This is a genomic window from Lysinibacillus sp. BSL11, assembly GCF_052928325.1.
Genome location: NZ_JAVGCX010000001.1, coordinates 210,744 through 224,909 on the forward strand (window position 1 = coordinate 210,744; position 14,166 = coordinate 224,909).

Here is a 14,166-nt window from a genome sequence, read left to right on the forward strand (position 1 = left end):
TCGCGATTGATTATAAATTGTTTTGAAAACCTAGTAAACTAATTCGCCTTTAAATGAAGATATTTCACATTTATAACATAATTTAAAGTATATTTGGGAACATACATAGTGAGAGTTCATGCAAATTTGAATGTGGGGTGATTATGATGAAAAACTCGTTCCAGCATGTTTTTCAAATTTATACAAAAGATATCCGGAATATTGTCACAAACTGGGTCGTAGCTGTCATTATAGGTGGACTAATTTTTCTTCCTTCTCTTTATGCCTGGCTAAATATTTATGCCTCCATGGACCCTTACGCCCACACCTCTAATATGAAAATCGCGATTGTCAATGAAGATACGGGAACCACTGTAAGAGATGAAGCAATAAATGTCGGGAATGAAGTAATTGAGACTTTACGTACGAATAAAAGCTTTACTTGGAAGCTCGAGACAGAGAAAAAAGCTAAGGAACAATTAAAAAATGGTGATTTCTTTGCAGTCATTATCATTCCAAATGATTTTTCGCAAAAACTAACCTCTATTCTAACCGACAAACCAACGAAGGCCCATATTGATTATTATGTAAATGAAAAAAAGAATCCTATTGCTCCTAAAATTACAAGTAAAGGCGCGAGCGTACTTACACAGCAGGTTTCGAATGAATTTGTATCCACCGTCAATGGGACACTTTTTTCTATTTTTAATACAATTGGAATTGAAATGGAACGTGACATTCCTGATTTCCGCAAATTTGAAAATTATGTTTTTACTATAGAACAGCATTTACCTGATATTAATTCATTTTTAACTCAAGCCTCTACCCAAGGAAAAGAGGCAAATCAATTACTTAATCAGGCACTGACACAAGTTCCACAGGTGGAACAACTAACAACAGATGGTTTAACTACCATTCAAAAGGGTTTACGTTTAGTGAATGAAGCAGATGCTTTATTTAATGAACTATCTCCTATCATCAAAAAGGATGTCACAACTGTTCAAAATATTGCCCAACATTTTACAGATATCATCAATAAGCTCAATCGTATAAATGTTGACCCTGCCTCTATTACACAAACAAAAGAGGCACTTAAAAATCAATTGTCAACTTCTAAAGATAGCATAACCAAGAGTATTCAAACGCTTGAGGCAATGCAAAAATTAATTCAGGCAGATGCTTCGACTCGTAAGCAATTAGAAGACTCTTTAACAACCATTATTGGTTCTTTACAGGAAAGTAATGCAGAAGCGAATCAACCAATCATCGAACAGCTTACAGCCATTCGCGGAGCCTTGGAACATCCTCCAAACTTCATTGATTCTACGTCAAATGCGCTTAGCTCATTACAACAATTACAGACTCTACATGACGATTTACTAAATAAAATAGATCAATTAAAGCCAATTGATAAAGATGTTATCAAGCAAGACATTACAGCTATTCAGCAAATCGCACAAAATGCTACAGCTAATTTACAAAAATTCTTATCCTACTATAACGAAAGTCTAGAGCCACAAATTCGATCGACCCTTACCAGTGCGAAACAAACTTTAACTAACGCTTCTACCATGCTGACAAATGTAAAACAATTCATACCTCAGGCAACAGATAAATTGACTCAGACCAAAAACACGCTAGGTACAGCAAATCAAGCTATTCAAAAAATACAAACTGAATTTCCAACTTTAAGTGCTAAAATCAAAGAATTAGCGAATAAACTACGAACTCTAGAAGAAGAAGCGGATCTAGCAGAGATTGTACAATTACTTAAAAATGATGTCAACGCCGAACGTGATTTCTTTGAGGAGCCTATTAAATTAAAGGAACATCGTGTATTCCCTATTGCGAACTATGGAACAGCCATGACACCGTTTTACACAGTACTCTCTATTTGGGTAGGCTGTTTACTGTTAATTTCATTATTGTCTGTGAATCTCCATGGAGATTCACCTTATAGTATTCGAGAAATTTACTTTGGTCGACTCTTAACATTTGCAACTTTCTCGTTTATTCAAACTCTAATTATTACCATTGGAGATATTTTCTTAGTAGACGGCTCCATTCAAGCACCTGCCTACTTTATCTTATTTGGACTTTTCATTAGTCTCGTATTTGTAACGGTTGTCTACACACTCGTTTCCGTCTTCGGTAATGTAGGAAAAGCATTAGCCATTGTGATGCTTGTGTTACAAATTGCAGGCTCTGGGGGAACCTATCCAGTCGAGTTATTGCCGAGGTTCTTCCAAATAATCAACCCTTTCTTACCTTTTACGTATGCGATTGAAATGATGCGTGAAGCTGTCGGCGGAATTATTTGGTCAACAGTCTGGATGGACCTCATTTTCCTATTAGGTTTCTGGTTCATTTTTATCCTGTTCGGATTCTTCTTAAAAAAATTATTGAGCGAGAAAATGGAACATTTCATGAACAAAACACGTGGATTAGATATATTTCACTGATTTTCAACGAGGCGTCTGTAAATGTTTATGAAAACGATGTTATAATGGAAGTATTGTAAACATGTAGGAGGCGCTATTTTTGAAGAAATCAATTACTATTTTTGTTGTATTGGCGTTACTGTTATTAAGTGCTTGTGGAGAAAATAAAAACAGTGCTGAAACCTCTCCTAAAGCAAATGACGCTTCACATGAAGGTCATGACCATGCAGAGGCATCTGTTGATATCCAAGAAGAAACGGCTTCTGCTGACGTCCTACCAACCTTTTTAGAGGGCAAGCAAGAAAATATACGCTTAGTCTATCAAATCGCTGGACAATCAACAGAGATTCTCGAATGGATGCCATGCTATTGCGGCTGTGGGGAATCTGCTGGCCATAAAAGTAATTTAAATTGCTTTATTCAGGAAAAACGTGAGGATGGTTCGATTGTTTGGGATGATCACGGGACACGTTGTTTAGTGTGCTTAGAGATTGCTGTCCAATCAGCACAACTGCACAAAGAAGGCAAGAGCTTAAAAGAAATTCGTCAGTTCATTGATGACACGTATAAAGAGGGCTATGCAAAACCAACACCAACGGACATGCCTGCATAAAAAAGCAAAGTCGCACATTCGCGACTTTGCTTTTATTGTTTTAGTTGATTTTTCTTTCGTTTACGAAGGATGATATACAGTATAACAGCAATGACAAGAATGAGCCCAACAAATTCTGCAATTAAAACATAGGATATTTCATCTTTTTTAGCTACTTTCACGTCTTCCTTATCAGCATTTTGATTTACGGCTACGACAAATTGTCCTTCTTTTGTTTCAATCGCAGCGTCTGCCTGAGAATTCGTCTCTTTCAAGTGAGCATAAAAGTCACCTTTTACAGAAGCATTTTCTAATGAATGAATCCATAATAAAGGCTCTTTTTGCTGCCAGAAATTTTTCGTTATGAACACATATTGGCCAATTGCCTCTGGTAAAAACCCTTGCGAGATAAGCTGCTCAGATGTGTGAGGAATTTTTGAGGCTTTCTTGGAAAGCCATGTTAGCTGTTCCATTTCTCCCATAAAAATGACTGCATGCCCTTGTAAAGCTTCCTCTGTCACATTCTTATCCTTCATCAGCGAGGTTTTTGCCATGTTACCATTCGTCATTAACGATTTATAAAGGGATACCATAGTTGTATCGTCAATTCCTCCATTATCAGGTATAACGATTAACGTATTTTCATGAAAAGCATTAGGATAATCACGTAATGTAAACGTTGGTTCAGCATCATCTTTTGTAATGGATAATGTGCTATTACTATCAATGTAAATCCAATAGCGTTCATTGGTTGTTTCGCAAGGATCCTCTAGTTGGAACCCTGTTACTTCAAACTGAATATCGGTCATTGACAGTTTGTTGAGCACATTTGTTTGAATCGGTATAACGGCCTCATACATATCTGTTGTAGTCTGTTCTAATTTTCGTAAATCTACTGCATGTGGAACATTATTGATATACGCGATCAATTCTAATTTTCGATCCTCATCCTCTTTACTGTCAGATATTGTTGCTGATTTTTTAACGATCAAGCGCATAATAGCTTCCTTGTTTGCCTCTAACTTTGGCAACGATACATAATAATGGGGTGTCATAGTCGCTTGGCTGGATAAAAGTCGATCCTCAAAGCCAAATTGCTTAAATGAAATCGTCGTATCAGATAACTCTTCTATTTTAGGAACATCGTTAATCGCTAGTGTATCACCAATTAATTGCTCGAATAAGCTTGCTTTGGTTAAAAAAGATAGTCGCTCCTCAATAGCTTGGCCATTTGAAGAGGTTACAGCTAAAAGAGGTACTTTTTGATTCGAATTTGTATTCTGCAGCTCCTGCATCGTAAGTGTCATGGCATCTTGCTCAACGCTAATATTTGTTAACATCTTTTTGAATAGGTTTGTACTAAATTCACTTTTTGCCCCTACAAGGATGATAGGACCTCTTATCTTATTAATAGCATCTTCACGTTCAATCTGTACATCTGTGTCACCATGTTCGGATAAGAAGGCTGCGAGCTGATATGCACTATTTAAAGTGGCCTCAGAGGTCTTCTTTGGTACAATAACCGTCGTAGCATATCCCTCATAGCCTAAAAACGCAGCAGGATAGCTATTTAATGACCAAGCATCACTTTCGTCACTAAATGCTGATATAGACGATAGTATTTCAATACGTAGCCAATTACCTGCGTTGCCAGGAGGCACACAAATTCCTTCCTTAAGAATTCCATAAAAACTAGCTGTGATTTTATGAGAACCCTTTAGCAGTGCTTCTTTTGGAAGGTTAACGGTAACAGTCTGTTTTAATGAATCTGCTTTCAATGGAACTGTTTTAATTGCTACATCATCCACTTTCACTGTGAAGGAGGATGGTGCTATAAGTAGCTCAGAATGCTGGATTTGAAATGTCACTTGCTGGTTATTGGATGGGACATCCCCGTTTAGATTGTAATAAAAATCTCTTGAAGAGGAAGGTCCCAGTAATTCGATTGGCTGTGCTAGTAAGGGCTTTTTCTGCTGTTGATTGCCTTCTATTGCAATGGTGTTGTCATCTACGGTAATGGTAGCTGCAACTGCATCGTTAGCAAAACTAATAAAACCAATACAAAATAAGCACAAATAGAAGAATTTGGTTCTCATTATTCTGCTCCTTTATCTGATTTGGAAAAGCGCTCTGTTTTATACCATTGAACTTCTTGACCAGTAAACATGCGCTTTATTTCTAATAGTAATGACCAAACAACTAGCACAATCCACATTTGAGAGTAGGTAAAATACATAAGTATGACATAGAAGAAATTTTTACGATTCATTTCTGTTTTTTCAATACTTAAGGTTATCATCACTTCACCTAGAAACAGTAAAAAGGCTAAAACCCATAAAACAAGGGCAATGTCGCCAACGGTCAGTCCAATATCATAAAATAAATTAATAATAAACAGGGCATTGGATAAAATGACGCCAAAGAAAAATAAAAAATACGTAAAAAAGAAATAAAATAAATCAAACATGATACTTTTTCTTTTTAGAGTGAAGAATTGACTTAAAAACTTTAGCACTACATATTGATTACCTCTTGCCCATCTAGTACGTTGCTTCCACCATACTTTTAAGGTTTCTGGTTCTTGCTCCCACGTAATGGCTTTTGGGAAAAAACGAATATGGTAGCCTAAATTGTAAACACGGATGGTTAGCTCTGTATCTTCAGCTAATGCTTTTACATCCCAACCGCCTAACTGCTCCAAAACTGTCCGTCGGATTGCAAAATTGGTACCAGGTATAGTTGCCACCTTAAACCATTTCCAACGCCCGCCTTGGGCCATCCACTGGAAACAAATCGTTTCTATATTAATAAAACGAGTTAACCATGTTTCTGCTGCATTAATAACGCGAAATTTCCCAACAGTGGCAGCCGCTTTTGAATCATTCATGAGACCCATTACTAAATACCAAACAGCCATCCGTTCAGGTGTATTATCAGCATCATAAACAACAACGATATCCCCTGTGGAATCAGCTAGTGCCGAATTTAGGGCAGAGGATTTACCCTTCCCTTTGTTTGGCTCTACCGTTTCAATGACACGAATAAATGGGAATTTCTCTGCGTACCGCGCTGCAATAGCACCAGTTTCATCTGAGGAATTATCATTAATAACAATTACCTCGAGTTGATCTTTCGGATAATATAGTCGTGACATGGCTCGTAGTGTCTGTTCAATCACAAGTGCTTCATTGTGCGCTGGTATAAAGACACTGACAGAGGGAACCTTGTCCATTTTTTTAGCCCAGTCATCAATTGGCTTTTCAAAAGTACGAAAGTGTAAGTAGCCACCCTCCATTAAAAACATATGATAAAGCAGCATGATCCAAATGAGGAAAAGTGATATAAAAAATAATGTATTAGCCATTTGTTTTCCTCTCCTCAAATAATCTCTTACGTAAGGTAATACGTAAACGCAAGGTACTAATAAAAAATAATGTGACAAACAGCGAAACAATCAAGACAAGCACCCATAAAATTAATTCAAATGGTCGTTCATCAAATAATATTTTTAAACGTTCGATCTTTGTAAATGCTAATTGTATTGTTTGTTCACCGTTTTCATGTTGCTTAATCGAAACATTTTTGGATGTTACTTGTTGCTTCGTCTGTCTGAGATTAAGTAGTTCAATTTGTGGATGTTCCCTTAAATAAGCGGCAAGCTCCTGAACATAGGAAGCATTAAAATAGGCAGGATATTGAATACCGATGATAGAATTAGGAACTTTTAATAAAAGGTTTATCTTTTGTTTCACCGGATAGAAAGAATATGTTTCTGTTTCTGCCATAGATCCCGCTGTAATCGGATAAATTGTATGGTTATCTTCGCTTTTTGTTATAAATAATTGCTGACTGTCCTGCTGGATACTACTGGTAAAAAGGGAACTATCCCCCTGACTTATAGTAGGATAGATTTTACGTAGCACTAAATACTCAAGGTTTTTTTCAGTTGAATTAGATGAAGAAAGGATAAATGCATAACCTTCCTTTTGTAATTTTTGTAAATAACTTAATAGTTTTTTATTTTCGTGCAAATAGTAGGATCTTTTATCACTTTCATCTACTACAATAGGTGCCACTTCAAGAGCAATCGGTAATTTTTTTGCTGAAAACTCCAGCACGAGCTTTTTTAACTTTTGCATATCTGTATTCATATTAATATCTGATAATACAATAAAAGCGGGGTGTATCTGAGGCTTTGATATTTGCAAAAGCTCCCCCATGATCGCTGGCCACTGATATTGCAATGTATCTTTATTAATAAAATCACCGATAAAAGACCAATTATTTTTTTTGACGATAAAAGGATATGTCTTATTCAAAGAGGTAGCTCTCTCTACTATTTCAAAATCCCCTGATGGTATTACACTTTTCCATTTTATGGGGTTATTTAATACTTCTCCCCCAATAGCTCGAAGTTCCACTACTGGGCCCTCCTTCCATTTTGAAAAAGGAGAAAACTGAAATACATTTTCACCAATCAAAATGGCCGACCCTGAGAATTGATCTATTGCAGACAAGGCACTTGGAGGAATTCTAGTTGGATAGTTATTCATAACAACAATGCGTTTATAAGATTGAAGCATCTGTTCGTTTACATCTTCTATTGATAAAACATCTACTGACGTAAAATTTTCAAGCATGTCTTGTAATGCCAATACATCGATATTAGGCTGCTTGGAACTAGTGACATAAATCAATGCAATGTCCTTATTTTTTTCGGATGCTAGTACAGAGTCACATATAGTGAAAGTATAAAAACAAAGCAATCCAAAGGCGATCCAAAAGCTATAATTAGAGCGCATTTGTTTTCATCTCTCTTTCCAGATCCGATAAAATTTCATCGAACGTCGACTCCGTAAGTGGAAGATACGTATAGAAACTAGTTTTATAATTTAATGTTACCCATTTTCCGTTTAACAATTGATGATTTTTTAAGGCTTGGTCTAATTTATTATAAATAATTTCCATATACTGGTCTGTTGTATCAATTAATAATAACCCAATATGATTTTCGCGAAACCGAAATTTTTTATCTGTTTGTCTAACCGTTTGATGTATCCTTTGAGAAAGTTGTTGCCATAAGTGTTGGACTTCTTTAGCCCCATAAAGCTTTTGAAATTGATCATAATTCTCAAGTTTTAAAATGATAAAGACAAAAGTGTGCTTATGCCTATCTGCTCTACGCATCTCTTCATTCACTGTTATTCGCATACGTGTTTCATTATCAAACCCTGTTTCCACATCAATTGCTACATAGTTTCTAACATCTTCTTGTAATTTTTTTATGTAGCTTGCCTGTTCTGTCATTAATTCATGCACCTTTCCTGCACAAAGTATGAGGAGTAACAGCACGATGCCATAAAGGAAAAAAAACTGCATGGAAAATGAAGGGTTTAGAAATGTCATTGTTCCAGTTATTCCCGTATAGAGTAATGTTGAACCTGTAATAAAAATAAAGACGAGACTGCTAATAAGCCCAAATACCATTCCTCTCCAAAGGGTAAGCACTATTAAAAGCATTAAAAACAAGTAAAGTAAATAACCTTCTGCATCCTGACGCAATAAAAAATAGGCAGGTATTTGTAATAGTAAGATTAGGATTGACCCATATATAAAAATTGCTTTATTTCTATTCATTGTTAATCGCATTTTCTACCTCCTTTTCTGCTAATAGTGGTAGTAAATTATCAAAACTATGCGTTGATCGTGTATTTTTTTCAACATAACCTGAAGTAGGATCTTTTAGCGATAACATTTTCTCAATGAAGATCTGTGCATTTTGCTGCTCTTCTAAAACGAGCATATATCGAGCTGCCATTGCATACACAGCAGGAGATTCATAGCTCACGGTTGGTTGATTCGTTTGTGCGTTATAACGCCCATATAATTTCCCGTCTCTTTTCAACAGATTTAACAGCCAGCGTTTAAAAGGTTCGGTATCTTCATCAATGGAAACCATATGATATGCTACATATAATTGATCAATCATGTGCAGTTCTTCATCAAATCTATAACTTTTAGAGGGAATATCATAATACTTTGGATAGAATCCTTGTTCAGTGAGAGGGGCATTTTTTAAAATAGCTAACTGATCTCGGACTTGCTGTTGAGACAACAATCCATTTTTTTCCATTATGTAAAAAGCGGAAGGCATTAGGTAACTCATTGTCAATGTATTTGCTTGTGCAAGGCTTGAAACATCTACATAATCCACAAATAATCCTTCATTCATTCCATGTATGGTCAAATTTTCGCCAATTTTTTTTCCTAGTTGGACATACGTTGATTCATGCCACTTTTCACCTGCTTCTAGTAATACACGGATGATTCGCAAATCATCAATTAGGGCATTAACTGTGGCTTTTTTTGTGCCTTCTAGTCGCCAAACAATAAAGTCGCTTTTTAAAAAGTAGGATTTCATAACATTGACCTGGTCATCGAAACGAGCTCGATCGCCTTTTTCTAATAAGTAAGCAAGCCATAGTCCTACTGATTCCGATAAAAATAAATCTTTCTGGCTTGTTAAATCTGTGCTTATTAACCCTTCATCATTCAGTAAATTTTGAATAACAAATTGTTCTGTTGGTGAAAGAGGTTCTTTTTGTAAAGCTACTTCTTTACCTGTACAACTTATTGAAATAAGAACGACACTAACTATTAACAGTAACCATCTCACATTTTTTTTCATAGTCATCATCCTAATTAAATGTTATTTACCCATTACGAATTCCCGATTTTTAATTATAGTATACAACAAATGGAATGGCTAAGTTTTTATGTGAGTAATGTCACGTATAATCTAGCCCTTAAGTAAAAAAGATGCCCAATAAAGGTCTATAGACCCATCAGACATCTATACTTTTTCAATCTAACCCAATTTCTTTGTATATATTTCTCTTGAAAACAAAATTGTTATTACAAGGAATGGAATACATATACCAATTGTTTCAATTTTATTTGGCGTTATTTAACAAGCTTCAAAATGGTTTTAAAATGCTCATGATCTGCCCGTTGTAGTAGCTCATACAAGATCATTTCGGTGCTAGTTGGGGAAATACCAAGCGCATGCATCTTTGTAAGCCCAATTTCTTTATTTGCCTTTGTTCGAGAGGATACGGCATCTACAACAACCTCTACTTCAAATCCTTGTTCTTTCAGCTGTCTAGCCGATTGGTACACACAAATATGTGTTTCGATACCTGTCACAATGAATTGAGTGCGTCCATTTTCCTTCATCGCTTCTACAAATGTCTCTTCTTGGCACGCACTAAAGGCCATTTTAGGAATCGGTTGCCCTTGTAAATGCTGAGCAATCTCAAGAGCCGTTCCGCCTAAACGACTTGGATTTTGTTCTAGCCATAAAATAGGTACTTCCAGTGCCTGCATTGCTTGTACGAGCTTTGCCACATTTTCAATTACCATTTCACTGTCATCAACAATTGTTGCTAACTTTCCTTGTACATCTACAACTACTAAACAAGCTTTCTCTACGGTAAACATCCTAAACACCTCTTTTTCTTTTCTTTATAATATTATACAAAAACCTGCTTATCTCTCGTAAAGTAATAAGGAAATTTCTCTAACAAGCGATTTTAATGTTTTTGCTTTAGCCTGTAGATTTCACACTTCTAATAAAGGAGTATTCGTAAACAAAAACACGAACATTATCATTTTTATTGCCATAAAAAATATTTAATATACGGAAAATATAACTTAATTTCAAAAATAACCTTCTTTTTGTTCGTTTTTAATGAAAAATACCTGCTTAAATGTGTACATTTTGTTGCGAGCCTGTCGCCATTCTGCTCAAATATTAAGAATTTTATTTTTTCTCTTGAAAATTAGGTTATAATCCAGTAAAGTTCTGTTATTAACCAAACAAGGAGTGTACCACTTTGACACAACGTGCATACAATTTCAACGCAGGTCCATCTGCTCTACCACAAGAAGTATTAGAAAATGCTCAACAGCAATTAGTAAACTTCCGTGATTCAGGTATGTCCATTATGGAAATGAGTCACCGAAGTGCCATTTTTGATGAAGTACATAACGAAGCCATTACTTTATTAAAAAAACTTTATGCTATTCCAGAAAACTATGAGGTACTATTCTTACAGGGTGGAGCAAGCCTTCAGTTTACAATGGTGCCCATGAACTTCTTAACAACTGAGCAAAAAGCTAGCTATGTATTATCAGGCTCATGGTCTGAGAAAGCTTTTAAGGAAGCTAAATTATTTGGGATACCTGTTGAAGCTGCAAGCACAAAAGAAAACCAATACCGCAATATTCCTGCTTTAGAAGATATTCAATTCAATGAAGATGATGCATATGTTCACATCACATCTAATAATACGATATATGGTACGCAATGGAAAAACTACCCTGATACAGGAAATGTTCCATTAGTGGCAGATATGTCAAGTGACATCCTATCTAAACCAGTTGATATTGAAAAGTTCGGAATCATCTATGCTGGTGCTCAAAAAAACCTTGGTCCTTCAGGTGTAACGGTCGTAATTATTCGCAAAGATTTACTTGAAAAAGCCAATAAAAATATTCCAACGATGCTAAAGTATACAACACATGCCGATAGTAATTCACTTTATAATACACCTCCAACATTTGGGATCTATATGCTAGGCGAGGTGTTAAAATGGGTTGAAGCTACAGGCGGCGTAGCAGAAGTTGAAAAACATAATGAATTAAAGGCAAAAGTCATTTATGATGCCATTGACAATAGTAATGGTTTCTATAAAGGCCATGCCACACCTGAAAGCCGTTCTTTAATGAACATTACATTCCGTGTTGCAGATGAGGAGCTGGAAAAACAATTCCTTGCCGAGGCAAAGGCAGCAGGTTTTGTTGGGCTAAATGGACATCGTTCTGTAGGTGGTTGTCGTGCTTCCACTTATAATGCAGTGCCCCTTGAGGCATGTGAAGCTTTACGAGATTTCATGGTAGATTTCCAACAAAAACATCAATAAACTTCTATTTAAAAGATGAATCTTTACAGAAATGTAAAGACTCATCTTTTTTTCACGCTTGTAGAAGGAAATAAGAAATCTATCCCCATACAATTAGCTTGATTAGATGTTTATAGCAATATTTCAGCTTAGGGCTTTACACATTGCAAAAGTTTTTGAGAAAAATATAGATTTTTAAGCTGCCTATCGGACATATCGCCAGCCTCTAGCTATGCACCAAACATAGATTATTACTGTAAGGGTTACCTTTACGAAAATAGAGGAAGGGAGGTCTAGACAATGGAAGATAAAAGATACATGTCACATATGAACTGGCAAGGCTGTAAATGTCCTAAAAAAGAGGAAAAATGCTGTCAACGTAAAGTTGAAAAATGTCCTTGTCAAAAAGAGGAAAAATGTACACCAAGAATGAGCAGCAACTGTAGAGGCTGTATTTGTCACCAATTAAGAAAATTAGAGCTAGCTACTACACTAGATATCTTCTTATCTGGAGGTATTAGCTTCTTAGGTGTGACTTTCATTTCCTTCGATCCAAGAAATTGCTGTGCATACTTCCTTGAGCCCGGTGCAGCAGCTGCTTCTCCTTTAATCGTAGATTGCAATAAAATTGTTGCGATTCGTCGAGTTGCAGTAGCTTAATCCTTTTAGAGGGTAGCCTTTTATAGGCACCCTCTTCTTACATAGAAAAAATAAGATGTCAACGGCAGAAAAAGCAACTTTGCAAGGCGAGGGGTTGATTTCCGTTCCGCCAGCGTCCTTTCCAGGCGGCTCGGCGCTCGCCCACAGAAAATCAAATAGCCTGCAACGGAAATCCATTTCTACCTTTCAATTGACTGTTTTGTTTTTCAACACTAAGAAACTCTATCACATTTAATGTGACAGAGTTTCATGCTTACAATTAGGACATTTACCATATATTTCAAACTTATGATTTTCAATTTCATAATCAGGCAATTTTTCACCTAACATTTCCATTGGACAAAGATTAAGCTCTTTGACGTTGCCACAGTCCATACAGATAAAATGATGGTGATGATGCGCAGATTCACAGTGCATACGGAAATTACGTTCCCCTGATAGCTCTGTTTCTTCTAATATCCCAAGTTTCACAAAAGTAGCAAGGTTACGATAAATGGTATCAAAACTCATTCCCGGAAAATCTTTTTTTAAAACATCCAATAAATCACGGGCTGTTAGATATTTATCTGTTGCTGCAAACATATCTAATATTAACTCCCGTTTATCTGTTTTTTTATAGCCATTTTCCTTTAATATTTCCCACGCTCTTGAAATATTCATTGCGCTACCTCCCCCTGCTTTGCAGCCATTTTAAATGCTACTTTCTTCCCTAGGATTACAAGTAACAAAATCAGAATAGAAGTGACAACAATCGTGCCTCCTGGCGCTAAATCCATATAAAATGCGCTAATTAGGCCAATTAGTACAGCTGTTTCTCCAAAAACAATTGCAAAAATGATGGTTTGCTTAAAGCCCTTTGCTAAGCGCATTGCGGCTGCAACAGGCAATGTCATTAGAGATGATACAAGTAAAATTCCAACTATTCGCATACTTGCCGCAATGACAAGTGCTGTCACAATCATAAATAAAAGATGAACCCAACGAGCCGGAAGTCCGCTAGCTTTTGCATATTCCTCATCAAAAGACAAAACAAATAATTCTTTAAAAAATAAAAACAAAAAGACAATCACAATGGCAGCAATGCCAATCACTACCCATAAGTCTTGACGAGATACAGCAGAAACCGAGCCGAATAAATAACTCATTAAATCTGTGCTAAAACCACTGGCAAGTGAAATAAAGATGGCGCTAATTCCAATACCACCTGACATGATGATTGGAATGGCAAGCTCCTCATAGTGCTTATACAAACGTCTTAAACGCTCAATCAAGACAGAGCCACTCACAGAGGCTAGTATTCCTAGATAAATAGGATTGAGCATTGCAAAGGCTGTTACCGATTGACTAATGTATAAGCTCCCAGCAATTCCTGCGAGTGTTACATGCGACAAAGCATCCGCAATCAAGGATAGCCTACGTACAACAATAAACACACCCAGAAGTGGCGCTAGTATGCCAATTAATAATCCAGAGAAAAAGGCATTTTGTAAAAATTCATAATGTAAAATTGCTTCAATCATGTGCCTGCTCC

Annotated in this window: 12 protein-coding genes; 4 read left to right on the forward strand and 8 right to left on the reverse strand. The window is 36.2% G+C overall.

Annotated features, from left to right (window positions below; all coding sequences use genetic code 11):
- Positions 1–146: 146 nt before the first annotated feature.
- Complete coding sequence (locus RCJ95_RS01070; protein WP_312128460.1) at positions 147–2,441, forward strand: YhgE/Pip domain-containing protein; 2,295 nt, start codon at positions 147–149, stop codon at positions 2,439–2,441.
- A 79-nt stretch (positions 2,442–2,520) separates the two neighbouring features.
- Positions 2,521–3,033 (forward strand): PCYCGC motif-containing (lipo)protein, encoded by a 513-nt coding sequence (locus RCJ95_RS01075; protein ID WP_004227258.1) that lies wholly within the window; start codon positions 2,521–2,523, stop codon positions 3,031–3,033.
- Between the two features lie 32 nt (positions 3,034–3,065).
- Here RCJ95_RS01075 and RCJ95_RS01080 read toward each other — a convergent pair whose 3' ends face one another.
- The 6 genes from RCJ95_RS01080 to RCJ95_RS01105 all read right to left on the reverse strand — a co-directional run bounded on the left by RCJ95_RS01080 (position 3,066) and on the right by RCJ95_RS01105 (position 10,512).
- A complete protein-coding gene (locus RCJ95_RS01080; protein WP_221680105.1) occupies positions 3,066–5,108 on the reverse strand; it encodes a cellulose biosynthesis cyclic di-GMP-binding regulatory protein BcsB in 2,043 nt (680 codons plus the stop codon).
- Positions 5,108–6,376, reverse strand: coding sequence for a glycosyltransferase family 2 protein (locus RCJ95_RS01085; RefSeq protein WP_221680104.1), 1,269 nt, complete (start codon positions 6,374–6,376; stop codon positions 5,108–5,110). Before RCJ95_RS01085 ends, RCJ95_RS01080 begins: the two co-directional genes overlap by 1 nt.
- Positions 6,369–7,814: a DUF2334 domain-containing protein gene (locus RCJ95_RS01090; RefSeq protein WP_369354034.1), complete on the reverse strand. Its 1,446-nt coding sequence runs from the start codon at positions 7,812–7,814 to the stop codon at positions 6,369–6,371. Before RCJ95_RS01090 ends, RCJ95_RS01085 begins: the two co-directional genes overlap by 8 nt.
- Entirely contained in the window at positions 7,804–8,661 is an 858-nt protein-coding gene (locus RCJ95_RS01095) for a diguanylate cyclase domain-containing protein (protein ID WP_369354033.1), read from the reverse strand. Before RCJ95_RS01095 ends, RCJ95_RS01090 begins: the two co-directional genes overlap by 11 nt.
- On the reverse strand, positions 8,642–9,700 hold the full coding sequence (locus RCJ95_RS01100) for a glycosyl hydrolase family 8 (RefSeq protein WP_255600728.1): 1,059 nt from the start codon (positions 9,698–9,700) through the stop codon (positions 8,642–8,644). The genes RCJ95_RS01095 and RCJ95_RS01100 overlap by 20 nt, the downstream gene beginning before the upstream one ends.
- Before the next feature lie 275 nt (positions 9,701–9,975).
- Complete coding sequence (locus tag RCJ95_RS01105) at positions 9,976–10,512, reverse strand: hydrolase (protein ID WP_337976954.1); 537 nt, start codon at positions 10,510–10,512, stop codon at positions 9,976–9,978.
- A gap of 395 nt (positions 10,513–10,907) precedes the next feature.
- Here RCJ95_RS01105 and serC point away from each other — a divergent pair, with 395 nt between their 5' ends.
- The gene (gene serC, locus RCJ95_RS01110) at positions 10,908–11,996 is read left to right on the forward strand and encodes a 3-phosphoserine/phosphohydroxythreonine transaminase (RefSeq protein WP_446721800.1); all 1,089 of its coding nucleotides are present in this window, start codon (positions 10,908–10,910) and stop codon (positions 11,994–11,996) included.
- A 279-nt stretch (positions 11,997–12,275) separates the two neighbouring features.
- The gene (locus RCJ95_RS01115) at positions 12,276–12,635 is read left to right on the forward strand and encodes a hypothetical protein (protein WP_004227250.1); all 360 of its coding nucleotides are present in this window, start codon (positions 12,276–12,278) and stop codon (positions 12,633–12,635) included.
- A gap of 231 nt (positions 12,636–12,866) precedes the next feature.
- Here RCJ95_RS01115 and RCJ95_RS01120 read toward each other — a convergent pair whose 3' ends face one another.
- Positions 12,867–13,295, reverse strand: coding sequence for a Fur family transcriptional regulator (locus RCJ95_RS01120; protein WP_446721801.1), 429 nt, complete (start codon positions 13,293–13,295; stop codon positions 12,867–12,869).
- Positions 13,292–14,155: a metal ABC transporter permease gene (locus RCJ95_RS01125; RefSeq protein WP_221680098.1), complete on the reverse strand. Its 864-nt coding sequence runs from the start codon at positions 14,153–14,155 to the stop codon at positions 13,292–13,294. The genes RCJ95_RS01120 and RCJ95_RS01125 overlap by 4 nt, the downstream gene beginning before the upstream one ends.
- Positions 14,156–14,166 lie beyond the last annotated feature (11 nt).

Coding starts and splice junctions, on each gene's coding strand:
- RCJ95_RS01070 (WP_312128460.1), top strand. CDS start 147: ATGAAAAACTCGTTCCAGCATGTTTTTCAAATTTATACAAAAGATATC.
- RCJ95_RS01080 (WP_221680105.1), bottom strand. CDS start 5,108: ATGAGAACCAAATTCTTCTATTTGTGCTTATTTTGTATTGGTTTTATT.
- RCJ95_RS01085 (WP_221680104.1), bottom strand. CDS start 6,376: ATGGCTAATACATTATTTTTTATATCACTTTTCCTCATTTGGATCATG.
- RCJ95_RS01090 (WP_369354034.1), bottom strand. CDS start 7,814: ATGCGCTCTAATTATAGCTTTTGGATCGCCTTTGGATTGCTTTGTTTT.
- RCJ95_RS01095 (WP_369354033.1), bottom strand. CDS start 8,661: ATGCGATTAACAATGAATAGAAATAAAGCAATTTTTATATATGGGTCA.
- RCJ95_RS01100 (WP_255600728.1), bottom strand. CDS start 9,700: ATGAAAAAAAATGTGAGATGGTTACTGTTAATAGTTAGTGTCGTTCTT.
- RCJ95_RS01105 (WP_337976954.1), bottom strand. CDS start 10,512: ATGTTTACCGTAGAGAAAGCTTGTTTAGTAGTTGTAGATGTACAAGGA.
- RCJ95_RS01115 (WP_004227250.1), top strand. CDS start 12,276: ATGGAAGATAAAAGATACATGTCACATATGAACTGGCAAGGCTGTAAA.
- RCJ95_RS01120 (WP_446721801.1), bottom strand. CDS start 13,295: ATGAATATTTCAAGAGCGTGGGAAATATTAAAGGAAAATGGCTATAAA.
- RCJ95_RS01125 (WP_221680098.1), bottom strand. CDS start 14,155: ATGATTGAAGCAATTTTACATTATGAATTTTTACAAAATGCCTTTTTC.